Below are 20,749 nucleotides of genomic sequence, written 5' to 3' on the forward strand. Positions count from 1 at the left end.
TGGAGGGCAATCGGGTATTCTTGAGAGGCAAGACCGAACCGGGAGAAAATACCAACGAACGAGCGACGTCGGGTGATCCCAGATGCTCAACCCTTCGCCAACAGGGCGCTTGCACCTACGCATCGGCGCAGCGCATCCGCAAATTGAACCTTAGAGAGACCTGCCTCATTGCAGAAATCAAAAGAACCTATGCGGTTCGACGGATTTCAGTATGGTTCAGAGGTTGCTCTTGCCGTAGGTGAAAAGCCCGGAAGCGGCGCCGTTCGTCGCCCGGTAAAAAATATGCAAGCCGATCAATTGAAGGAAACCGGCCGAGAAAATCGGTCCGGATGACATGCGATGCCCGGTCGGCATCCGGCTAGAGCGTTTTCGAGCGAACTCGGTTCTGCTTCGATCAGAACCGAAAAGGCTCTAGTGCATTGGCGCGTGTTTCAAGGAATCCCTGATTTCGCGCCAGATGTTCACACACCAATTTCTCGCTCTTTGGGTCAACACGTTTTTCAAGATTCACTCCCGCTACTGCCCTATCTCTTTATTGCGGCGAGCAAGAGTTGTGCCAACAGCAGTACTAAGAGAGCGGCGGCGGATGTAAACTAACGTGGCAGCGCGCCTCCTCCAGTGGCCTGCATTCTATTCATCATCCAGCATACCGCGGCACTGAGCGGCACCGTACAAATTATAGCTGCTTGGCCTTTCGATCACGCTCGTCGTCTGACTGCGCGAGGGTGGAACGCCGTTGCCATCGCCGTAAGCGGCCCCTTTGCGCGGGTCGCCGCGACGAATCTGCAAGCATCTGACAGCTCGACTGTATTTTAACCTATTCAATCTACAGTTGACCAAAGACTCGTCAGAAGTTGAGTAGTTCGGCGCGACGCCGCCAGACGGAACAAGACATGCTTGCAAATCTGAGCCTGAAGGCCCGCATTACAGCAGCACTTGCAGTGTCTGCGGCAGCAACCGCCCTCGCCGTGCTTTTCGGGGCCATGTGGATCATCGGTGGCATCGTCGATCGGGCCGATCGCAGTGAACTGCAAAGCAACTACGATGCCCTACAGTCGCGATTGATGCAGGAATCCCGCCGGGCGGCGGCCATGAGCGCCGTGGTAGCAACCATTCCGGCGGTGCAGGACGCGGTCGCACGTAACGATCGCGACGCGCTGTTGCAGTTGTTCGGACCGGGCTTCGCCCAGCTCAAGTCGGACTACGGCGTCGACCAATTTCAGTTCCATACGCCATCGGGATTATCCCAGTTCCGGGTGCATCAGCCTGCCAAGTTCGGCGATGATCTGACCGGCTTCCGCAAGACCGTGGTCGTGGCCAATTCGACAATGAAACCCGTTGTCGGCCTGGAAGGCGGCGTCGCCGGCCTCGGCATTCGCGGCGTCGTGCCGGTTGCACAGAAAGGCAAACATCTCGGCACTGTCGAGTTCGGGTTGACGTTCGGACAGGGCTTCTTCGACGAGTTCAAGCGCGCGCGCAGCGTCGACGTCGCGTTCTATCTCGCAGGGAATGACGGCTTCAAAACCTTCGGCGGTACGCTGGGCAGCACGAGTTTCTTCGATGCCGACGCCTATCGCAACGCTACGAACGGCAGTTTCATCGTCCGGCAGGGCGAGATGAAGACGACACCCGTGGTCGCCCTGCTGGGACCAATCAAGGACTTCTCCGGTCAATCCATCGGCGCCGTCGAGATCGTCATGGACAACAGCGAATATGCGGCGTCCATCGCGCACGCGCGTCTGCTGGCCGCCAGTATCGCAGCGATCTGTCTGGTGCTAGCTGCCGCCGGGGGCCTTCTGATTGCCCGCGGCATTTCGCGACCAATTCTTGCCATCACGCAGGCGATGCGCGAACTCGCCGAAGGAAATCTGTCGGTCGCCCTGCCGCAACATCGCGGCAAGGACGAAGTTGGCCAGATGGCGCAGGCGGTCGAGGTCTTCAAGCAAAACGCAATCCGGGTCAGCCACTTTCAGGCTGACCAGGATGCGAGTGCTGCACGCGCCGAACAGGAAAAACGTGCGATCTTCGCCTCGCTCGCCGACAGCTTCGAGGGCAATGTCCGCAAGGTCGTTGACCACGTCTCATCGGCTGCGGCAGACATGCAGAACACGGCGCAGTCGATGTCGTCAGTGGTCGAACAGTGCCGGATCCAGTCCAACGAAGTTTCCGATGCGTCATTGTCGGCGACCGACAATGTGCAGACCGTCGCTGCAGCGTCGGAAGAGCTGTCGTCCTCGATCGGCGAGATCAACCGGCAACTGGCGCAATCTTCCGCTGCGGTCGGAAAGGCCGCCGACAGCGGACGGCGCTCCAATGCGCGCATGCAGAGTCTGGCCGCTGCGGCCCAGAAGATCGGCGAGGTCGTCGCCTTGATCAATCACATCGCCAGCCAGACCAATCTTCTGGCGCTGAATGCCACCATCGAGTCGGCGCGCGCCGGCGAGGCTGGCAAGGGATTTGCGGTCGTGGCGGGTGAAGTCAAATCGCTGGCGACCCAGACCGCCAAGGCCACCGAGGAAATCCGCGCCCAGATCGCGTCAATCCAGGGCGAGACCAACGCCGCGGTGGAGGAGATCCAGGCGGTCTGCGCCACCATCGACGAGGTGGACAAGATCTCGTCGGCTATTGCCGCAGCTATTGAAGAACAGGGTGCTGCAACCCAGGAGATTGCCCGCAATGTCAATCAAGCAGCGGCGCGTACCGACGACGTGTCTCGCAACATCTCCAGCGTGACGTCGGGCATTTCCACGACCGGCTCTGCGGCGCAGGAGGTGCTGGGCTCGGCGACAAAACTCGCGTCGCAATCAGAAGTGCTGCGCAACGAAGTCGACCGCTTCCTGGCGAGCATCAGGGCCGCTTAAGAAGTGACAGCGCTTTAGCTGCCCTTCTTGCCGTCCCCCGCGAACTGCTTCAGGAACGCGGCGAGATCCTTGATCTCCTGCTCGTTCTTGATGCCGGCAAAGCTCATCTTGGTGCCGGGGATCTTGCCCTTCGGGTCCTTGATATAGTCGGTGAACACCTGATCATCCCAGGTCAGGCCGGAATTCTTGTTGGCGTCGGAGTAATTGTAGCCCGCTACGGTGCCGGACTTGCGCCCGAACAGACCGTTCAGGATCGGCCCCACGGTGTTCTTCGCGGTCTCACCGACCTGATGGCAGGCGCGGCACTTGTTGAAGGACTTCTCCCCGGCTGCAACATCCTGCGCCATGGCATCGGTTGTCATCAGTGCGAGCGACAGAGCGAGCAGCGAAAAGCGAAACGTCATCCTGATCAAACCTCGATTGTGGTGATTGTCGTGGCGTGTCTGCGAGGGCGGCAAGTCAAGAATGCCGTCGCACTATTCGACCTTAGGGCCGGACTTGCCGTCAGGCGTGACGTCGATGGCCATGGCCCGCCCGGTGACCTTCGGCGCTGGCCGGCAATCCTTCATGCACGGGTTCTTGTTCCAGAACTGCTTCTCTGAGGTCTCACGATCGTCCTCAAAGAACGCCGCTGCATTCGGCATCTTGATCGACGTAAAATTCTTCTCGTTGAGTTCGAATGTCTCGTCCTTGACGATATCGTTCATGCTGAGGATGTAAGCCGTCAGCGCATAGACCTCGTCATTGGTCAGCGACTGCGCATTACCATAGGGCATCGCGCGCTTGATGTAGTCGAACACGGTGGACAGATCGGGCCAGAACGAGCCGACAGTCTTGTCCGGCCGGTCCGCCTTCAACGTCCCGGCGCCGCCGGCAAGCACCGGCCATCGACCGACGCCCTGTCCGAATTCGCCGTGACAGGACGCGCACTTTTCCTGAAACAAATCGTCGCCCTGCTTCACGGTGCCCTTGCCCACCGGAAGACCGCGCCCGTCCGGCCGCACGTCGGTGTCCCACGCGGCGATTTCTTCAGCCGTGGCCGCCCGCCCCAGCCCGAGCTTCGCGGCGGGCTTGGTAGCGTCGCGGCCCGCCATCTGCTGGGCAGCGCTTGGCGCACTCGTGCCGCCGAGCAGACATGCCGCCAGCATTAGTGTCAGGGCATTAGCCGATTTCGACATTTTCAGTCTCCCCGCCCGAACGCACCAGCCAGGTCTGAATGCCGTTATTATGGTAGATCGAATTGACGCCGCGCACCTTGCGCAGATCGTCCTTCGACGGCTGCACATAGCCGGTGGAGTCGATGGCGCGGGACTGGATCATCAGCTCCTGTCCGGTCCAGTCGAAATCCACGTAGAAGCGCACGACGGATTTGTCGAAGACCGGGCCGTCGATGCGCGCAGTCTGCCAGTTGCGGCCGCCATCCATCGAAACATCAACGCGCTTCACGGTGCCGCGCCCGGACCACGCGAGCCCGCTCAGCACATTGCGGCCCTTGTGCTTCAATGGCGCCTGCGGCGACGGATTGGTCACCACCGATTTCGCATCCATCACGAATGTATGCTTGCGGGAATTTCCATCGGCCAGCAGATCCGTATATTTCGACGTCTCCTCGCGGGTCTGCCACGGCTGATCGCCAGCCTCGATGCGGCGCAACCACTTGACCCACAGATTGCCTTCCCAGCCGGGAATGACGGCGCGTAGCGGATAGCCCTGCTCGGGACGTAGCGCCTCGCCGTTCATCGCGAAAGCGATCATGACATCGTTCAGCGCCTTCTCGATCGGCAGCGAGCGGTTCATGCCGGCAGAGTCTGCACCCTCCAGCATCAGCCACTTGGCATTCGGCTTCAGCCCGGCCTCATCCAGCAACACTTTCAGCGGCACGCCGGTATACATCACGTTGTGGATCATGCCGTGCGTGAACTGACAGCCATTGAGCTGACTGCCGCGCCATTCCATGCCGGAATTGGCCGCGCATTCGAGGAAGTACACCTTGTTAACGCGCGGCATCCGCTTGATGTCGTCCATGGTGAACACCAGCGGCTTGTCGACCAGCCCGTTGATCATCAGCCGGTGATCCGCCGGATTGATCTCGGCCACACCGCCGTGATGCCGCTCGAAGCACAGGCCGGACGGCGTGATGATGCCGTCGAGGTCGTGCAGTGGCGTGAAATTGACCGAGGACTCCGCCGACGCGGTGAGCCACGGAACATCGCGCCGGATCACGTTCTTCTCGAACTTCGAGGGCACGCCGTAAGGATGTTTATCGACGCCATCGCCGAGATAGCGCTGCCAGTCCTGCACATCCGTAATGAGTGCTTCGGATTTTGCCGTCTCACCTGCGAGCGCCGGAATCGCCGAAAGTGCTGCACCGGCCAGACCCGCTGCGCCGAGAAAGCGACGGCGATTGAGCGTTCCGGTTGAGGTTCGATCAGTCATGCGACCAGCTTTCGTATCTCTGCAATGCAGGGGCCTGCGATCAGGAACCGGTCACCTTGACGGCGGTGTTGGGTTCGATCTTCACGGTCGACACCTTCGCGACATGCGCCGCGACCACGTCCCAGATCGGCGGCCCCTGGGTGTTCTCATTGATGCTGGCCCAGCCCGAGACCGTGTAGGTCTTGCTGGCTTCGATCGGCTTGCCGGACTTCAGATGAGTCATCCCGGAAATGCGCGAACCCATCGGTTTGGAAATATCGATCGTGTAGCCCATGCCGCCCATGCGCACCATGTCGCCACCGCCCTGGAAATAAGGATCGGGGTGGAAGATATTGTCGGCAACGTCCTCCAGCACTTCCTTGATCTGCGTGCCGGTCATCTGGTTGCGATAACAGTTCGGATAGGTGATCGCGGTGGCGTTGGTGATCTGCTCCCAGGTGATCGCATCACCGGGGATCAGCGTGCCGCCCCAGCGGAAGCCGGGCGACAGCACGATCTCCGCATCGCGCTCGGACATCATCGCGTTGCAGATCAGATCGTCGAAAGTGCCGTTGAAATTGCCGCGGCGATACAGCAGCGAATCCGTCTTGCCGATCTCGCGCGCCAGATCCCCCGCGAAAGGTGCCCTCACCTTTTCCACCAGCGCGGTCATTGCCGGATCGGGTTTGATGGCATCGGAGAAGACCGGCATCAGCTTGAAGCGGATATCCGCAACTTTCTTGTCCTTCACCTCGATATCGAGACGCGACACGAACTTGCCGTGCGAGCCGGTGGCGACGAGCACCGTATTGCCGACCTTGATCAGGCCTGGCATCGCGTCATGGGTGTGCGCCGTCAGGATGACATCGAGCCCCTTCACGCGGCCGGCCAGCTTGCGGTCGACATCGAAGCCGTTATGCGACAGCAGCACCACAATGGACGCACCGGCAGCGCGGGCTTCATCCACCTGCTTCTGGATGTCCTCTTCGCGAATGCCGAATTCCCAGTTCGGAAACATCCAGCGCGGATTGGCGACGGCCGTGCGCGGCAATGCCTGACCGATCACGGCAATGGTGGCGCCGCCGCGCTCGAACATCTTGCGCGCCTCGAACACCGGCTCCTGCCATTCGTTGTCGCGAATGTTCTGCGCGAGGAAAGCGAAAGGCGCGCTATCGGCGATCTGCTTGACGCGCTCGGCGCCATAGGTGAATTCCCAGTGCCCGACCATGGCGTCGAGCTTCAGCGCCGACATCACATCGACCATGTCCTGCGCCTTGGTCTGCAGTGACGTCCAGCTGCCCTGCCAGCTATCGCCACCATCCAGCAGCAGCACCTTGTCGTCGCCGCGCTCGGCGCGCACGGCGCCGATCAATGTCGCGATACGGTCCATGCCGCCCATGCGGCCATAGTTCTTCGCAAGCGCAACGAAGTCATCGGCGGTCAGCGCGAAGGCATCGGCGGAACCGGCTGCAATCTTGAAGTAGTTGCGAAACTCGGCATCCGTGAGATGTGGCGGCATGCCTTTCACTTCGCCGACGCCGAGATTCACCGACGGCTCGCGGAAGTGCAGCGGCATCAGCTGCGCGTGTGTATCGGCAACATAGAGGATCGTCACCGTGCCCAGCGGATCGAACCGCAGAATATCGGCCTGTGTCAGGCGCTGCTGTGCCGCAGCCCGACCGAGCGGACCAAGGCCGCTTCCGATCGTCAGCGCAGACGCAGCCGCCGTCGCTTGCAGGAAATCCCGCCTCGATATCATGATCCACCTATGATCCCTTCCGCTATGGAAGGGTGAATGTTCAGAAGAACGTCAGATCCAGAATCTTCAATTCAGGATCTGCAATACAAAGTCTGCAATCCGTCAGGCCACGGTCAGCTTGTTGGTCGCGACATAGTCGGAGCCGTCGTCATCCTTCCAGGTGAAGGTGAACTCGCCGGACTCGGCAGCCTTATAGAAAAACGACTGATAGGGATTGGCCGAGATGGCGGGATTCCAGTCGGCCTCGAACACCGTCTTGCCGTTGAAGGCTGCGGTGAACTTGTTGATGATCTTGCGCGGCACGACCTTGCCGGCCGCATCCTTGCGCTGGCCGGATTCCATTTCGTGAGAGATCAGCGTCTTGATCTCGATCAGTTCGCCCGGCTTGGCCTGGGTCGGAACGCGAACGCGCGGGGTTGGTTTGGTTGCCATGGGAAAGTCCTCGCCTGATAAATCTGTTCTGTGAACGAAGGTGCGCGACTAGCCGCCGCAGCCGCCAATCGTGACCTTCACATTGGCCTTGGCCATGTGCAGCTTGCCGTTGGACATTTCGGCGATGCAGACGATGTTCTGGGTTTCCGCAAGACGCATGCGCGTCGAGGCCGAGGCCTTGCCGCAAGCCGGCGTGAAACGGTAGCTGACGACGGCCGGCAACGGATTGCCTTCGGCAAACACATGCACCGACTTGACGTAGTCGGCATCGGTCATCGGGCTTTCAATATCGACATTGACCGGGACCACGAGGCCGTTTTCGGCGATCTCGGGCACGTCGAGCTTGATCTTGCCGCTTTCGAATTTCTTGTCGCCGTACAGCTTCTTGATTTCGGCGGCGACGGCCTGCTCATCGGCCAGCGATAGTCTGGGAGCAAGGATTGCTGCGAGACCAGCGATCGCGGCCATGGCCAGCGTTTCGCGACGGGTCTTCTCGACCGACTTCAAAATCATGAGTGCTTCCTCCTGCGGGATTTGAGCAATCCCTTTACAATAGTATCGCTTGACGATTCCAAGTCTGATCTATCTTATCTGGGACATATCATTATATTCTTTTTCTTGAATGTAAAGATCTGAAATGCACAAGTGCCGCACAGACGGCGATGTGGGAGGGGACAGATGAGGAAGACCGTCATTCGGTCAGCGGCAGCGGCCATTCTGGTACTCTGCGCGGGGAGCTTCGGCAGTCATGCGCAAGACGCCAGCGAGAAAGAGATCGAACGTTATCGCGAGATGATCTCGGACCCGATGTCCAATCCCGGCTATCTCGCCGTCGACCGCGGCGAAGCGCTGTGGGGCGAAGCCCGCGGCACCAAGAACGTCTCGCTGGAAACCTGCAATCTCGGTCTCGGCGCCGGCAAGCTCGAAGGCGCCTTCGCGCAATTGCCGCGCTACTTCGCAGATGCCGACAAGGTCATGGACCTCGAACAGCGCCTGCTGTGGTGCATGCAGAACATTCAGGGTCTCGACACCAAGGATGTCGTCGCGCGGCGCTTTTCAGGCCCGGGCCGTGCGTCGGACATGGAAGACCTCGTCGCTTACATCGCCAACAAATCGAACGGCATGAAGATCGACATTCCGCTGAGCCATCCCAAGGAGCAGGAGATGGTGGCGGTCGGTGAAGCCCTCTTCTATCGCCGCGGCGGCGTCAACGATTTCTCCTGCGCCACCTGCCATGCCGACGACGGCAAGCGCATCCGGCTGCAGGGACTGCCGAACTTCTCCAAGCCCGGCAAGCCGGCGCAGGAAACCATGGGCGGCTGGCCGACCTACCGCGTCTCGCAGGGCGCGTTGCGCACCATGCAGCACCGCCTGTGGGATTGCTTCCGCCAGCAGCGCTGGCCCGTGCCGGAATACGGCTCGGACGTACTGACCGCCCTCACCTCTTTCCTGCAAAAACAAGCGGCGGCCGGCGAACTCAACGTTCCGTCGATCAAGCGATAAGGAGCCCGGGATGAAACGCGTTTTGACACTCGCCGCGCTCGTTCTCGCAGCAGGCTCGCTCACCACGACCACATACGCGCAGACCGCCGCCAAGGCGCCGGATCCAGCGCTCGTCGATGCCTATATGAAATCCACCTTCGGCAAGGCGCCGCCGGAGTGGCAGGCGCGCATCGAGCCGGACGAAACGCTGAAGACTTGCAATGCCTATCACAACGAGGTGCCCAGCGCCGAGGCCGAGAAGATCACCGCGCGCGAAATGGCGCGGGTGGTCTATCCCGCCGACGGCAAATTCCTTGGCAACTGGAAGGAAGGCGCGAAGATCGCCAATAACGGCCGCGGCGGCCAGTTCTCGGATCCGCCTGACACCGTTGCCGGCGGCAACTGCTACGCCTGTCACCAGATGGAACAGAAGGAAGTCAGCTACGGCACGCTCGGCCCGAGCCTGACCAATTACGGCAAGGACCGCAAATACGATCCGCAGGAAATCAAGAACGCCTTCACCAAGGTCTACGACTCGCAAGCCATGTTCGCCTGCTCCAACATGCCGCGCTTCGGCGTCAACAAGGTGCTAAGCGAACAGCAGATCAGGGATATTGTGGCTTTCCTGTTCGATCCGGAATCGCCGGTCAACAAGTAACCGAAGCTGAGAGGGGATCGACATGACGATGCGAAACGCATGGATTGCCATTGTCCTGTCGATGCTCGCGTCATCTGCAGTAAAGGCGGAAGAAGCCGTCGTCAGTTACAAGACCCTCGGACTTGAACTGGCGCTCGACGCCGCGCGTGCGGCGCTAAAGGAGTGCCAGAAGCGCGGCTATCAGGTCGCCGTTGCCGTGGTTGATCGCTTTGGCACGCCGCAAGTCCTGTTGCGCGACCGCTTTGCCGGGCCGCACACGCCGCCGACCGCGACCGGCAAGGCATGGACATCAGCGAGTTTCCGTAACAGCACCACCGAACTCAATGCGATCAGCCAGCCCGGCATGATGCAGGCCGGACTGCGCAACCTGCCTGGTGTCGTGATCATCGGTGGCGGCATGATGATCGAAGGCGGCGGCGCGATGCTGGGCGCCATCGGCGTCTCGGGCGCCCCCGGTGGCGATGCGGACGAGGCCTGCGCGAAGGCAGGCATTGCCGCGATCCAGGACAAGCTTGATTTCTAGTTCGCCCGCGCGACTACGCCTGCTTCTTCAGCCATTCCGGAAATGGCGCCGTCTCGTAACCCTTCTGGCGCACATAGCGGAACATCGCCAGAAATTCTGTCGGTTCCAAAAGTCCAGGCATGCGCGCGACTTCCCGCGCCTGCCCGCTTTTCGATGCCAGTCCCGCCACGGTCTCCGGAAAGAACTGGATCGTCGGCGTGAAGCGAATGCCATAGGCTTCGCCAAAGGCCTTCTCGCCGCGCTTGCGACCATCAAAATCGGTCACCTCCCGCGCGCCGATATGATTGAGATGCAGGATCTCGAAATTGTCGCGGATATAGGTCTCGATCTTCGGATCGGTCATGTAGCTCTCATGCATGCGCTTGCAGGCCGGACAGCCCTTGAGCCCCCACATGATGGCGAAGCGCTTGCCCTTGGCGATCGCGCCCGCCAGATCTTCGGAGAGATCGAGAAAGCTCTCAAGATACCAGTCCATCTGATAGAGCCCGTCATCACCGAGCGTCGCCTTTGCCGACGCCGGTGCAGCGCGTAACCCGACCACGCCGAAACCGATGGCCGCGAGCGCATGCCGTCTGGTGATCACGCCAGTTACCTCAGACATTCGATCCTCCCGAGCCACACATCATCCGATCGTGCCGAAGGCCGGAAAGGTCTCCAGCATCCAACCTGAAATCCGCGGCATGGCACCAGTCAAAAACAGAACGCCTGTCAGGACAAGGCCGGCACCGATCACCTTCTCGATAGCCAGCATATGCTGACGCAGCCGCGCCATCAGCCGCATGAAAGGCCCCGAAAACAGCGAAGCCAGCATGAAGGGAATGCCGATCCCCATCGCATAGGCCGCGAGCAGAAGTGCACCCTGCGCCGGCGCGCCTTCGGCACCTGCGACCATCAGAATAGCCGCCAGCACCGGCCCGACGCATGGCGTCCAGCCGAAGGCGAATGCGAGGCCGACCAGATAGGCGCCAAGAAAGCCCGCCGGTCTGCGCACCGCTTGAAAGCGCGCTTCGCGAAACAACAGCCCGATCCGGAAGACGCCGAGAAAGTGAAGTCCGAGAATGACGATCAACACTCCGGCGATGATGCCCAGTGTCTCGAAATGCGCCGTGATCGCCTTGCCGATGAGCGATGCCGACGCCCCCAGCGCAACAAAGACCGTGGCGAAACCCAGCACGAACGCGAAGGACAATGCGACCACGCGTCCGTTCGGGCGCCAGCCGGCCTGACCACCGCGATCGTCGAGTTCGTCCAGGCTGACGCCTGCCAGAAAGCAGAGATAGGGCGGGACCAGCGGCAGAACGCATGGCGACAGGAACGACAACAGCCCTGCGCCCAGCGCACCAAGGAACGAGATTGAGGACACCACGGCGGATCCGGTTCTGGCATAAATATTCGAATTCGTGTATGTGTAACACATGACGTGGAAATTGCCTCTGAAAACCTCGTTGATCGCGACTTTGTTGGTGATGACTGCGGCGCTGTCGCCGCGCATCGCTGATGCGTCCGAACTCCTGATGTTCGAGCGCGATGGCTGCGTCTGGTGCGCGCGCTGGAATCGCGAGATCGCGCCGGTCTATGACAAGACCGACGAAGCCAAGCTTCTTCCGCTGCGCCGCATCGATATGGATCGCGACAAATCGCCCGGCATCGTACTGGCGTCGCCGGTGCGTTTCACGCCGACCTTTCTGATCGTCGACAACGGCCGCGAGGTCGGTCGCATCACCGGCTACATGAACGACGAATCTTTCTGGAGCCTGCTCGGGAAGTATGCTGCCAGACTGACCAACTCACAGCCCAACGCCAATCGTTCCTGATCCTCTTCAAACATTCGCGGGACACGCACGCTGCCATGGCTTCTATCATCCCATCCGAACTCGAAGACGAATTGCGCGACGGTGCGGAATATTCGCCCGAACTCGATCAGTTGATGCGCAAGGCCCGCAAGGCCAGCAATTTCCTCAAAGCGATCTCGCACGAAAACCGCCTGCTGCTGTTGTGTCTGCTGGCGGAGCGGGAACGGTCGGTGTCCGAACTGGAAAACATCCTGTCGCTGCGGCAGTCAGCCGTGTCCCAGCAACTCGCGCGTCTGCGCTACGACGGCATGGTCGAGACCCGCCGCGACGGCAAGACGATCTATTACAGCCTGGCCAATGACGACGTGCGAAGCGTCATCTCGGTCATCTACGATATCTTCTGCGCCACGCCGGCGCCGACCAAGAAAAAATAACGCCGCCGATCTGGCAGGCGGAGGCGCGCGGCCCGTAAGGCCAGCGCGCCTCACATCGGGAGGAAACCCATGCAGAACATGTCTGCCTGGTTATCGGCGCTGGCTGGCTTTGCCATCGGCGCCATCGCGGGATTTGCCGTACGACGCGCGCGCCTTTGCACATTTGGCGCCATCGAAGATGCGTTGATGGGCGGTGACAATCGCCGCCTGAAGATCTTTGGGCTGGCGCTGGGTATCGCCGTGCTCGGCACCCAGGCGCTGATCCTGTCCGGCTTTCTTGCACCGGAACACGCCACTTACGTTCCCACCGCATTGCCCCTCATTGCGATCGTCATCGGCAGCATCATGTTCGGCACCGGCATGGCGATGGTCGGCACGTGCGGCTTCGGCTCGCTGGTGCGGCTCGGCACCGGCGATCTCAGGAGCCTGATCGTGATCCTCGTGCTGGGTGCAACAGCCTACGCGACCTTGCGCGGACTGTTCGCCGATCTTCGCATTGGCGTGCTTGAGCAGCTAGCGATCCGCATGCCGGACGGTATACGCTCCGACTTTGCATCGCTGCTGACGCAAGCGACCGGCCGCGATCTGCGCGTGCCGCTCGCCATCATTGTCGGCAGTGGCCTCTGTTGGCTGGCACTCAGCGACAAACGCCTGCGCCGCGCGCCGCGTCTGCTCACTGCCGGTGTCGCACTCGGATTGCTCACGATTGCCGGCTGGCTCGTCACGGTCGGGCTAACCGATGAATTCGCGGGTCCGCCGCGCCCGCAAAGCCTGACATTCGTGTCGACCATCGGAAAAGCACTGTATGCCGGGGTCCTGAATGTCGCGAACTTCGCCGATTTCGGCGTCGGCAGCGTGTTCGGCGTCATTGCCGGTGCATTGGCTGCAGCGTGGTTCGCGGCTGAACTCCGATGGGAAGCCTTCGACGACGATCACGAAATGCGCCGTCATCTTATCGGCGCGTGCCTGATGGGTGTCGGCGGCATTCTGGCGGGCGGCTGCACCATCGGTCAGGGCATCACCGCGGGATCGATGCTGGCGCTGTCCTGGCCGATTGCCGTCGGCGGCATGATACTTGGCGCACGCATCGGCATTGCGATCCTGGTCGATGGCTCGCCACGCGACCTCATTCAGCGCAACTGGATGCTGCTGGCGCGGAAAGCGCCACCGTCCAAGTAGTCATAGCGTTTTCGAGCGAAGTGGAGACCGGTTCGCGTCAAGAAAACGCGTCAAAAAAAGCGAATCTTCAAGGCTTGAGGTAGCTCCAGCCGGCTTCCTGCAACTCAATCAGCCGAACCGCGCCCGATGGCACCACCGTCGCCTCGGATACGACACTGATAGCCTTGCCCTCGCGCTTCTCCATGCCCTCTTTGGTATTTCCGCAGGCGATGAATTTGACGCTGGACGGAAAGCTGGCATCGACGATCTGCTTGATGCGGTCCTTCACCGGCGACGTGTCGTCGCGCAGCATGTGCAGACCTGGCCCATAAGTGACGATCTCGATCTGAACGTCCTCGCCCTTCGCCTTGTAGAATTCCATGACGTTTGTCGCGTTGTTCAAGGCCAGATTCATCAGCGCCGGATCGTTCTGATTGACCTGAATGGCGACGCGATGCTCCTTCGCGCCTGCTGCGTAAGCGGACAACGCGATCAGCGACAACAGGACGGCTCCGGCAATCGATCTCAACAATGATCGCATCTCGAAATTCCTTTTCAGGGACGTATAATTTCAGGGACGCACGATCGTGAAACCGCGCTCTGTCAAATCCAGCAAATGGCCGACGCCGACCTGCACTTCCACCGCATGCGGATTGATCGCCGGGCGCTTGCCGGTGTCGCGTTCGATCGTGTCCAGCGTGTTGCCGCAGACGCTGAAGCGCACGCCCTGGGTCACCAGACTATCGACCAGCGCGCGGTATTCGTTGGTGTCGCGCATCAGATCGATACCGGGACCGAAAGTGACCACCTCGACCGCCACCTTGTCCGGCCCATAGGCTTTCAGGAGATTGCTGGCGACGCTGAGAACGAGGCGTTCTTTCTTCGGATCAGAATCGGACAGCTGCAAGGCGATAAAATGCTCGGCGAACGGCTTGTCCGGCGCGGCGTCCTGCTTCACGGGCCGCGTCTGCGCAGCGAGCGGGCCCGTTGCAAATGACATCAGCGCAAGGACCGACAAAAAGAAAAACAGTCCTCGCTTTTTCATTGCGCACAAAACCTCTGACGATCAGGGGCTTGATTAGCAATCGCCCTGCGCCGGCGCAATCAAACTAACGAAGCGGACTAGAGAGGATTTATTGCGTCGCAAACACAGGACGCAGTGCCAGGCCGCGGATCGCAACTGCAGCGCCCGCAAAGATACCCGCAGCCGCAACGAAGGATGGCAATGCGAGCGTTGACACACCCGTCAACCCCTGCCCGATCGAGCAGCCATAGGCCATCGCACCACCGATCCCCATCAGCGCGGCACCTGCCATCGAACGTCCGGTATGGCGTGCCGACGTATAGCCCTCAAGCTCAAAGCGTCCGGTCAGCAGGGCGGTCAGCAGGCTGCCGATGAACACCCCCGCCACCAGCGCAATTCCGAAATTCAGCGTCATGCCCGTCGACAGCATGATGAATTGCAGCGTATCGGCAGCCGGCGACACGAATGTCAGCGACGCCACCGGGATCGGATCGAACTCGTCGGCACCAAGCCAACCGGTTGTCAGCCAGCCGGCGACCACCAGCAGGCCCATCACCAACCCCGCCACGAGCTGCCCCGGCGAACGGCGGAACGCGCGATGCGACAGTGCGAAGACCAACAGCGCACCGCCGACGATCAGTGTTGCTGCCACGCGCGCCGTTGCGTCAGGCAGACCGAGCGTACCGAACAGCGACGGAAGAGAATTCACCCCGGGCGTCGTCTGCGTCCATTGCAGGATCGACAGACGCGTCGGCGCGAGCAGGCCCTTCAAGGTCATCTGCGCCGTGACGCCAATGATCGCGATCACGACCAGCGATCGTAGATTCCCCTTGCCGAGCAACACCAGTGCACGCGATGCACAGCCATTCGACAGCACCATGCCCAGGCCGAACAACAGCCCGCCGACGAAGATCAACGGCGCCGAGAATGACGGCTGCAAATAGAGCGACTTGGCGATCTCGACGATCCCAGCGCCGGCAATGAATTGTGTGCCGACAACCGCCACGGCAACCGCCAGCGCGTAGCTGCGGATCTTGCGTCCGTCGTCATGCGCCCACCAGTCGCGCAGGCTGCTCATGAGGCAGAACCCGCTCAGCAGACCGACCACGCCGAAAACGGCGCCAATCGCAAAACCCGCGATAACCGGGAGCGCAAACATCGAATGATCCGAACGTGATTTTGAGGTGATGACACTGGATTACTACCGGCAGTTTCAGAGGCGGTCCAGTTGACGCATGATTTAAGGAGGAAGTTCTACGGACGGTGAAAAACAGGAAACATAATTCCATCAGATCCGGAAGCACGATGCAGAATGACTATCGCTCTGGGAGCGGCAGAGATCGCCACACTGGTGTTTCGCACCCAATTTTCGAAACGGCATTTTCGATCTTGCCCGGCTCAGCACGGGGCATAGCGCTCAGTTCTTCGGAGGACGCGGCAAGCGGATCTGAAGCTTCATCGATCAAAGCAACATCAAGGGCCAGGCTCCCGCGCTCCCGAATGATGAGGATGGCGGGGCTCGGCGAAGGGTGCACGCCACCGGTCGCACGGCCGTGCAACGCTGAGTTCATGCGACTTGGAAAGTTGAACGAAATCGCCGCCAAATCTGACCAACGGATCTTGGAGATGATTTTATGAAGCGACTGCTCGTTTTCACGACGCTGTTTCCGCCACTCGTGCTGTTCGTCTACATCGCAGCCGGTTGTCGCGCGATGGTTTTCCCGACATCGGGTTCCTGGCGTGGCTGGTGGGAATTGCGTATGTGCTCGCCGTCATTCCTGCTTGGTTGACGGCAGGAGTGGACTGGGCGCTTTCCGGCCAGCCGCTTTACGTGCGGCTCATCGCGACGATGCCGGTAGCGGCTATCCTGGCCGAGCTTGTCGCACGCTACATGGGCCAACCACATTTCGATGTGTCCGTTGCGATAGCCGGAGCAGTTCCAGCCGCGGTGTGTTCGTGGCTGTCAGACGAACCAATGAGAAGCGTGCATGCGTGAGCGAGCTTAGCACCACCACGGTCATGACCCATCTGCGCAAGTCTTCGGCCACACGTGTTGATGCAGCCGCCCGCCAACAAGTTGTCTATTTTTATAGACAACAAGCCAATGACTGCGGTAGCGTTTGCAAACCTTTCGCAGCAATCACGGGGTGTGCTTCAGTCGTGGCCTACAGTATCTACGGGACCCCTCACGGGCAGCCGGAGAAGGTCTGCTACGGAACCGTACAGACCCTCGATCAGACGGCGAGCGAGCTACGGAAGCTGCGTGAAGCTGGCGTCTTGGACGTCTACGCTATTGGCTTCGATCCCGAGACCGCCAGCCTGCGGAAGCCACCGTCGGACCCCAAATCGAATTAGGCAGGCGCGTTCGGAACCAGGCAAATATGCGCTGCTTCAAGCGAACAACACCGAAAATGGAATTGCTTACAGGATTGCTGACAAGCCGCCGCCCCGCAGGGCCAATTCGTCAACGATGTGAAAATGGTGGGGGAAGAAGGACTCGAACCTTCGAAGTCATAAGACGGCTGATTTACAGTCAGCTGACCCATATGAACTGGTATGAAATGGGAAGCATTTTTGTTGATTTATGGCGTTGATTAGCATTTGATGGCTGATTATTAGGAACGGGAATGAAGTGAAACGCCTTCGCAGCGCTTCCCATGTGCTTCCCAATTCCATATGAGGCAGCCCATGAAATTTACGGAAGCGAACGTCAAGGCTTTCAATGCCCCCGCCGGTAAAGCCGACCATATCGAATTTGACGATGCCATGCCGGGTTTCGGCTTGAGGGTTCGGGAAAGCGGGAACAAATACTACATCGCCCAGTACCGCGTAGGCTCCAAATCCGGCCGGACGACCTTGGGAAATGTCGCGAAGGTCAGCTTAGCCGATGCGAAAATTCACGCCAAAAAGGTGTTTGACCAAGTCGCCGCTAAGATCGACCCAGCTGCCTCGCGGTCCGAAAAGGCTGCGCAGGTCTCGGACACATTCGGCCGATATGTGGACCGTTTTCTCGAAAATTTTAAAGCGGAATGGGCCACCAAATATTACAGCGACAACGTTCGCGCCATGAAAGTGCATTTCAAGAATTTACACGCCAAGCCAATCAAAACCATCACCCGCGCCGACGTTGCCACCGAGCTTGCCGCGATCAATTTAATCGGCAAAACGACCATGAACCGCTCCCGCGCTGTCCTGTCAAAATTCTTCAACTGGGCTATCGGTGAGGGCGTCTGCGAATACAACCCCGTCGAGAAAACGAACAAAAACACAGAAACTCAACGAGACCGTGCGCTATCTCCCGCCGAGCTACAGAAGGTGTGGAACGCAGTTGAAGCACTGCCTACGGACGAACGAAACGTCTTTCAACTCATGGTTTTGACGCTCCAACGTGAAGATCAAATCGGCTCGTTGAGAGTTGACGAAGTAAACTTTGAAGAACGCCGTCTGGAATTCAAGCGACAGCGGGTCAAGAACAAGAAAGGCGGCAAGCACATAATCCCCTTGGGACCGCTGGCGTTCGCGCTGTTGTCGTCGATTGACGTTACAAATCGAACAATGGTTTTCGGTCGATGGGACACGGGTTTTGCAAACTACAGCCATATGAAAGAGAAAATCGACGCTATAGCTAAACTTAACGAGCATTGGGTTCTGCACGATTTGCGGCGCACGGGGAAAACCGCCTTGAGCGAAGACCTCGACGTAATTGGTGAGGTGTCTGAGTCGATTCTCAATCATTCAAAAAAAGACATGGATCGCGTCTATAACAACGCGAACTATCTTAAGCAGAAGCTCGACGCGTTGACTCGCTGGGAAGCTCACGTCATGGCAATCGTCGGACAGGCCGCGTGATCGCCCCTCGCCGCTAATGAAACGCCGCCGGCTGTTGGGCACGGCGGCTATCCATTCAGACGACGACCCATTCGCCTTGGCCCATATGTCGCGCCTTGATCTTACGGGCTTCTTCTAGCGCGGCAAACTGCGCGTACGGAACCGGGCACTTCTGTCGATCCGGCATGACCAATAGAATCCGGTCCATTTGTTCGTATTGCAGGCGCGCGCCCTGCTGCATCGCTTCCAGAATTTCGGATGTTGTAACCGTCGTCTGCTGGACCGGCATTGCACGCTCCTGTTTGACTTTCCAAAGATATCGGAACGGACCGCACGCAATCCAAGCGTGCGATTGGGTCCAAGGGCTAGCCCGGCATGCATGCCAAGCCATCCCTCGCGAATGGATAGTAGGAGCCGCCATTGCCGCTCCACCCGTATCGGCCGGCAGCCGACTTTCCCAACATAAAAGCAAATGAATCAAAAAACTGACTGCACGAAATCTCTGTCCGCGCACCTGCGCCGGACGGCATCTTGGCGCCGGTCCATCGCCGCCAAATATCCCGGCGACCCGCGCAACGTTCGAGCGGCCGAAGCTCTGGACGGCCTCGCCACAGCCGTCATGGACCTTTCCGATGCGGAATGGTGCCGGCTCAAAGAGCATTACTCTTGGGCTAGTGAAAAATGGGCCGTGGCAGTCAACGACGCCAGCCGCCTCGTTGGATTCCAGCCGAACACGACCACCGTTGCCGGCCTTGTCGCGACCATTGCCGGACTGCTTCGGGTTGAGGTGGCAGCTTGATAAACGCCAAGAAAAAGCCCGAAGACCAAGCCCACCACAACGATAATCGATCAAAAACCGAAATGCGCGAAGCCGCCCTTAGGCACGTTTTCGCCGGATGGGCGCACACCGATAGCCTAGCGGATGCCCACATGGTGGCATTTGAATTGGGAACGTTGGTCGGCAACAACGTTGCAGATTACGAACGGACCAAGAGGTCGCAGGAATTCCACCTGCGAATTCGCGACATCGGTGAAGATCATTGGCGTGATATTCACCTGTCCTTTTCAGCCGGTCGTGCCACTGATATCGGACGGGACAACCTAACGCGCCGCTATCAGGCCAAGGGCGCCAGCAAGAACCCGACCATCAAGGCTACGCCGTTTGTCTATGTGGACCCCAAGGCCATCCCAAAGCGGGAATGCCTCTATGGTGGCCACCTGTACCGAAAATATCTATCAGCCACCTTCGGCGCTGGCGGTAGCGGCAAATCCACCGCGAAGATCAGCGACGCATTGGCCATGGCGACGGGCAAGCCGTTGCTCGGCCATGCGGTTGAACGGCCCTTAAAATGTTGGATTGTGAATCTGGAAGACCCCCTGGACGAGACGCAACGAAAGCTGGTCGCGGCCATGAAGCATTTCGGCGTTACTGCCGAAGAGCTTGGCGATAACCTTTTCGTCGATAGCGGCCGTGAACAATCGTTCTGTGTGGTCAAGAACGACGGCAAGGGCACGACGATTGTAGAACCTGTCGTATCGGCGATCATCAACGAAATCATCGACAAGGAGATCGACGTTCTAATCGTCGATCCTTTTGTATCGACCCATTCGGTTGAGGAAAACGCCAATTCCCAAATCCAGCAAGTCGCCGAACAGTGGGTTCGTGTCGCGAATGCCACCAACGCCGCTGTTGAACTGGTCCATCACATCAACAAGAGCGCCGGGGATGGCAGGGCCGAAGTAACCGCCGAATCCGGTCGCGGTGCGGGCGCTCTCAAGGACAAGGCGCGCAGCGTCCACACAATAAACGGCATGACGGCGCAAGAAGCGGAAAAAGCGGGAATTGATGCGAACGACCGCTTTGACTACTTCCGTGTGAATAGCGGCAAATCCAATCTCGCACGTCGTACTGGCCATTCCGATTGGCGACGGCTTGTCTCGGTCGATCTAGGCAACGGCGGCAACTTCTACACGCCGGGAGATAGCGTTGGCGTCGCCACGCCATGGCGATGGCCATCCGAGGCAGCCACAGACGTGCCGGCCGAACAGCTTGCCGAGATCAAGCGACGCATTTCCGCCGGCCAGTTCAAGGCACATTGGCTTGCCGCTGATTGGGCGGGACATGTATTCGCCGCTGTAATGGGCATCGAACTCCGTGACAACGCAGCGAAACGCCGGTTGGATGCCACCATTCAGCGTCTCATTGCGGAAGGTCATTTCAAGATTGTGCAACGCCAAGACAAGACGCGGCACGAAAAGCCATATCTAGAGGTTGCGGCGCCAGTGTCGGAAGATACTGACGCAAAGTGACGCACTGACGCGCATGCGTGCGTTACGGGTGGTGTCCCCCTTAGGGGACACCACCCACCCACGCACGCAGAT

The 20,749-nt window shown here is 59.6% G+C and carries 24 protein-coding genes; 12 read left to right on the top strand and 12 right to left on the bottom strand.

What is annotated here, in order from left to right; genetic code table 11:
- The first annotated feature begins 893 nt into the window (after positions 1-893).
- A complete protein-coding gene (locus AB7828_RS09950; RefSeq protein WP_439064257.1) occupies positions 894-2,861 on the top strand; it encodes a cache domain-containing protein in 1,968 nt (655 codons plus the stop codon).
- Between the two features lie 14 nt (positions 2,862-2,875).
- On the opposite strand, the gene AB7828_RS09955 is transcribed toward AB7828_RS09950, so the two are convergent.
- The 6 genes from AB7828_RS09955 to soxY all read right to left on the bottom strand — a co-directional run bounded on the left by AB7828_RS09955 (position 2,876) and on the right by soxY (position 7,980).
- On the bottom strand, positions 2,876-3,265 hold the full coding sequence (locus AB7828_RS09955) for a c-type cytochrome (RefSeq protein WP_320444725.1): 390 nt from the start codon (positions 3,263-3,265) through the stop codon (positions 2,876-2,878).
- Between the two features lie 72 nt (positions 3,266-3,337).
- On the bottom strand, positions 3,338-4,039 hold the full coding sequence (locus tag AB7828_RS09960; RefSeq protein ID WP_320444726.1) for a c-type cytochrome: 702 nt from the start codon (positions 4,037-4,039) through the stop codon (positions 3,338-3,340).
- Positions 4,023-5,297: a sulfite dehydrogenase gene (gene soxC, locus AB7828_RS09965; RefSeq protein ID WP_441230041.1), complete on the bottom strand. Its 1,275-nt coding sequence runs from the start codon at positions 5,295-5,297 to the stop codon at positions 4,023-4,025. The genes AB7828_RS09960 and soxC overlap by 17 nt, the downstream gene beginning before the upstream one ends.
- A 40-nt stretch (positions 5,298-5,337) precedes the next feature.
- Positions 5,338-7,035, bottom strand: a complete 1,698-nt coding sequence (soxB, locus tag AB7828_RS09970; protein WP_441230042.1) for a thiosulfohydrolase SoxB — start codon at positions 7,033-7,035, stop codon at positions 5,338-5,340.
- A gap of 102 nt (positions 7,036-7,137) precedes the next feature.
- Positions 7,138-7,467: a thiosulfate oxidation carrier complex protein SoxZ gene (gene soxZ / locus AB7828_RS09975; RefSeq protein WP_089264796.1), complete on the bottom strand. Its 330-nt coding sequence runs from the start codon at positions 7,465-7,467 to the stop codon at positions 7,138-7,140.
- Between the two features lie 48 nt (positions 7,468-7,515).
- Positions 7,516-7,980, bottom strand: coding sequence for a thiosulfate oxidation carrier protein SoxY (soxY, locus tag AB7828_RS09980; protein ID WP_068732003.1), 465 nt, complete (start codon positions 7,978-7,980; stop codon positions 7,516-7,518).
- Between the two features lie 165 nt (positions 7,981-8,145).
- On the opposite strand from soxY, the gene soxA reads away from it, so the two are divergent.
- The 3 genes from soxA to AB7828_RS09995 are packed head-to-tail and all read left to right on the top strand — an operon-like array spanning position 8,146 to position 10,130.
- The gene (soxA, locus tag AB7828_RS09985) at positions 8,146-8,970 is read left to right on the top strand and encodes a sulfur oxidation c-type cytochrome SoxA (RefSeq protein WP_441230043.1); all 825 of its coding nucleotides are present in this window, start codon (positions 8,146-8,148) and stop codon (positions 8,968-8,970) included.
- Positions 8,971-8,980: 10 nt separating this feature from the next.
- On the top strand, positions 8,981-9,607 hold the full coding sequence (gene soxX / locus AB7828_RS09990) for a sulfur oxidation c-type cytochrome SoxX (protein WP_441230044.1): 627 nt from the start codon (positions 8,981-8,983) through the stop codon (positions 9,605-9,607).
- Between the two features lie 22 nt (positions 9,608-9,629).
- Positions 9,630-10,130 (top strand): GlcG/HbpS family heme-binding protein, encoded by a 501-nt coding sequence (locus tag AB7828_RS09995; RefSeq protein ID WP_441230045.1) that lies wholly within the window; start codon positions 9,630-9,632, stop codon positions 10,128-10,130.
- Positions 10,131-10,143: 13 nt separating this feature from the next.
- On the opposite strand, the gene AB7828_RS10000 is transcribed toward AB7828_RS09995, so the two are convergent.
- Together AB7828_RS10000 and AB7828_RS10005 are read right to left on the bottom strand one after the other, a co-directional pair.
- Entirely contained in the window at positions 10,144-10,731 is a 588-nt protein-coding gene (locus AB7828_RS10000) for a SoxW family protein (RefSeq protein WP_441230046.1), read from the bottom strand.
- 21 nt (positions 10,732-10,752) lie between these two features.
- Positions 10,753-11,496 carry a cytochrome c biogenesis CcdA family protein gene (locus AB7828_RS10005; protein ID WP_441230047.1) on the bottom strand — a complete coding sequence of 248 codons (744 nt, stop codon included), beginning with the start codon at positions 11,494-11,496 and terminating at the stop codon, positions 10,753-10,755.
- 49 nt (positions 11,497-11,545) lie between these two features.
- On the opposite strand from AB7828_RS10005, the gene AB7828_RS10010 reads away from it, so the two are divergent.
- The 3 genes from AB7828_RS10010 to AB7828_RS10020 all read left to right on the top strand — a co-directional run bounded on the left by AB7828_RS10010 (position 11,546) and on the right by AB7828_RS10020 (position 13,536).
- Positions 11,546-11,944 carry a thioredoxin fold domain-containing protein gene (locus tag AB7828_RS10010; RefSeq protein WP_441230048.1) on the top strand — a complete coding sequence of 133 codons (399 nt, stop codon included), beginning with the start codon at positions 11,546-11,548 and terminating at the stop codon, positions 11,942-11,944.
- A gap of 35 nt (positions 11,945-11,979) precedes the next feature.
- On the top strand, positions 11,980-12,357 hold the full coding sequence (locus AB7828_RS10015) for an ArsR/SmtB family transcription factor (RefSeq protein ID WP_068731992.1): 378 nt from the start codon (positions 11,980-11,982) through the stop codon (positions 12,355-12,357).
- Between the two features lie 69 nt (positions 12,358-12,426).
- Positions 12,427-13,536, top strand: a complete 1,110-nt coding sequence (locus AB7828_RS10020; RefSeq protein WP_441230049.1) for a YeeE/YedE family protein — start codon at positions 12,427-12,429, stop codon at positions 13,534-13,536.
- A gap of 67 nt (positions 13,537-13,603) precedes the next feature.
- Here AB7828_RS10020 and AB7828_RS10025 read toward each other — a convergent pair whose 3' ends face one another.
- From AB7828_RS10025 to AB7828_RS10035, 3 genes are all read right to left on the bottom strand, one after another.
- Positions 13,604-14,056, bottom strand: coding sequence for a DsrE family protein (locus AB7828_RS10025; RefSeq protein ID WP_184518027.1), 453 nt, complete (start codon positions 14,054-14,056; stop codon positions 13,604-13,606).
- Positions 14,057-14,086: 30 nt separating this feature from the next.
- On the bottom strand, positions 14,087-14,515 hold the full coding sequence (locus AB7828_RS10030) for a DsrE family protein (RefSeq protein ID WP_441230050.1): 429 nt from the start codon (positions 14,513-14,515) through the stop codon (positions 14,087-14,089).
- Positions 14,516-14,648: 133 nt separating this feature from the next.
- Positions 14,649-15,698, bottom strand: a complete 1,050-nt coding sequence (locus AB7828_RS10035; protein WP_441230051.1) for a YeeE/YedE family protein — start codon at positions 15,696-15,698, stop codon at positions 14,649-14,651.
- A 475-nt stretch (positions 15,699-16,173) separates the two neighbouring features.
- Here AB7828_RS10035 and AB7828_RS10040 point away from each other — a divergent pair, with 475 nt between their 5' ends.
- The 3 genes from AB7828_RS10040 to AB7828_RS10050 all read left to right on the top strand — a co-directional run bounded on the left by AB7828_RS10040 (position 16,174) and on the right by AB7828_RS10050 (position 18,388).
- The gene (locus AB7828_RS10040; protein WP_441230052.1) at positions 16,174-16,329 is read left to right on the top strand and encodes a hypothetical protein; all 156 of its coding nucleotides are present in this window, start codon (positions 16,174-16,176) and stop codon (positions 16,327-16,329) included.
- A gap of 370 nt (positions 16,330-16,699) precedes the next feature.
- Complete coding sequence (locus AB7828_RS10045) at positions 16,700-16,894, top strand: hypothetical protein (RefSeq protein WP_089264806.1); 195 nt, start codon at positions 16,700-16,702, stop codon at positions 16,892-16,894.
- 333 nt (positions 16,895-17,227) lie between these two features.
- The gene (locus AB7828_RS10050) at positions 17,228-18,388 is read left to right on the top strand and encodes a tyrosine-type recombinase/integrase (protein WP_441230053.1); all 1,161 of its coding nucleotides are present in this window, start codon (positions 17,228-17,230) and stop codon (positions 18,386-18,388) included.
- Positions 18,389-18,443: 55 nt separating this feature from the next.
- Here AB7828_RS10050 and AB7828_RS10055 read toward each other — a convergent pair whose 3' ends face one another.
- Entirely contained in the window at positions 18,444-18,656 is a 213-nt protein-coding gene (locus AB7828_RS10055) for a hypothetical protein (RefSeq protein ID WP_441230054.1), read from the bottom strand.
- Positions 18,657-18,839: 183 nt separating this feature from the next.
- Between AB7828_RS10055 and AB7828_RS10060 the strand changes: the two genes are divergently transcribed.
- Together AB7828_RS10060 and AB7828_RS10065 are read left to right on the top strand one after the other, a co-directional pair.
- Positions 18,840-19,166 (top strand): hypothetical protein, encoded by a 327-nt coding sequence (locus AB7828_RS10060; RefSeq protein ID WP_441230055.1) that lies wholly within the window; start codon positions 18,840-18,842, stop codon positions 19,164-19,166.
- Positions 19,163-20,677 carry an AAA family ATPase gene (locus AB7828_RS10065; protein WP_441230056.1) on the top strand — a complete coding sequence of 505 codons (1,515 nt, stop codon included), beginning with the start codon at positions 19,163-19,165 and terminating at the stop codon, positions 20,675-20,677. Before AB7828_RS10060 ends, AB7828_RS10065 begins: the two co-directional genes overlap by 4 nt.
- The last annotated feature ends 72 nt before the right edge of the window (positions 20,678-20,749 follow it).

Origin of the sequence: Tardiphaga sp. 215_C5_N2_1 (genome assembly GCF_052076055.1) — a bacterium.
Taxonomy (GTDB): Bacteria; Pseudomonadota; Alphaproteobacteria; order Rhizobiales; family Xanthobacteraceae; genus Tardiphaga; species Tardiphaga robiniae.

Excerpts from the sequence above, each read along its gene's own strand:
- AB7828_RS10030 (WP_441230050.1), bottom strand. The coding sequence starts at position 14,515 with ATGTCATTTGCAACGGGCCCGCTCGCTGCGCAGACGCGGCCCGTGAAG.
- AB7828_RS10015 (WP_068731992.1), top strand. The coding sequence starts at position 11,980 with ATGGCTTCTATCATCCCATCCGAACTCGAAGACGAATTGCGCGACGGT.
- AB7828_RS09960 (WP_320444726.1), bottom strand. The coding sequence starts at position 4,039 with ATGTCGAAATCGGCTAATGCCCTGACACTAATGCTGGCGGCATGTCTG.
- AB7828_RS09955 (WP_320444725.1), bottom strand. The coding sequence starts at position 3,265 with ATGACGTTTCGCTTTTCGCTGCTCGCTCTGTCGCTCGCACTGATGACA.
- AB7828_RS09995 (WP_441230045.1), top strand. The coding sequence starts at position 9,630 with ATGACGATGCGAAACGCATGGATTGCCATTGTCCTGTCGATGCTCGCG.
- AB7828_RS09950 (WP_439064257.1), top strand. The coding sequence starts at position 894 with ATGCTTGCAAATCTGAGCCTGAAGGCCCGCATTACAGCAGCACTTGCA.
- soxA (WP_441230043.1), top strand. The coding sequence starts at position 8,146 with ATGAGGAAGACCGTCATTCGGTCAGCGGCAGCGGCCATTCTGGTACTC.
- AB7828_RS10020 (WP_441230049.1), top strand. The coding sequence starts at position 12,427 with ATGCAGAACATGTCTGCCTGGTTATCGGCGCTGGCTGGCTTTGCCATC.
- AB7828_RS10050 (WP_441230053.1), top strand. The coding sequence starts at position 17,228 with ATGAAATTTACGGAAGCGAACGTCAAGGCTTTCAATGCCCCCGCCGGT.
- soxX (WP_441230044.1), top strand. The coding sequence starts at position 8,981 with ATGAAACGCGTTTTGACACTCGCCGCGCTCGTTCTCGCAGCAGGCTCG.
- soxY (WP_068732003.1), bottom strand. The coding sequence starts at position 7,980 with ATGATTTTGAAGTCGGTCGAGAAGACCCGTCGCGAAACGCTGGCCATG.
- AB7828_RS10010 (WP_441230048.1), top strand. The coding sequence starts at position 11,546 with ATGACGTGGAAATTGCCTCTGAAAACCTCGTTGATCGCGACTTTGTTG.
- AB7828_RS10035 (WP_441230051.1), bottom strand. The coding sequence starts at position 15,698 with ATGTTTGCGCTCCCGGTTATCGCGGGTTTTGCGATTGGCGCCGTTTTC.
- AB7828_RS10025 (WP_184518027.1), bottom strand. The coding sequence starts at position 14,056 with ATGCGATCATTGTTGAGATCGATTGCCGGAGCCGTCCTGTTGTCGCTG.
- soxC (WP_441230041.1), bottom strand. The coding sequence starts at position 5,297 with ATGACTGATCGAACCTCAACCGGAACGCTCAATCGCCGTCGCTTTCTC.
- soxZ (WP_089264796.1), bottom strand. The coding sequence starts at position 7,467 with ATGGCAACCAAACCAACCCCGCGCGTTCGCGTTCCGACCCAGGCCAAG.
- soxB (WP_441230042.1), bottom strand. The coding sequence starts at position 7,035 with ATGATATCGAGGCGGGATTTCCTGCAAGCGACGGCGGCTGCGTCTGCG.
- AB7828_RS10055 (WP_441230054.1), bottom strand. The coding sequence starts at position 18,656 with ATGCCGGTCCAGCAGACGACGGTTACAACATCCGAAATTCTGGAAGCG.
- AB7828_RS10060 (WP_441230055.1), top strand. The coding sequence starts at position 18,840 with ATGAATCAAAAAACTGACTGCACGAAATCTCTGTCCGCGCACCTGCGC.
- AB7828_RS10000 (WP_441230046.1), bottom strand. The coding sequence starts at position 10,731 with ATGTCTGAGGTAACTGGCGTGATCACCAGACGGCATGCGCTCGCGGCC.
- AB7828_RS10040 (WP_441230052.1), top strand. The coding sequence starts at position 16,174 with ATGAAGCGACTGCTCGTTTTCACGACGCTGTTTCCGCCACTCGTGCTG.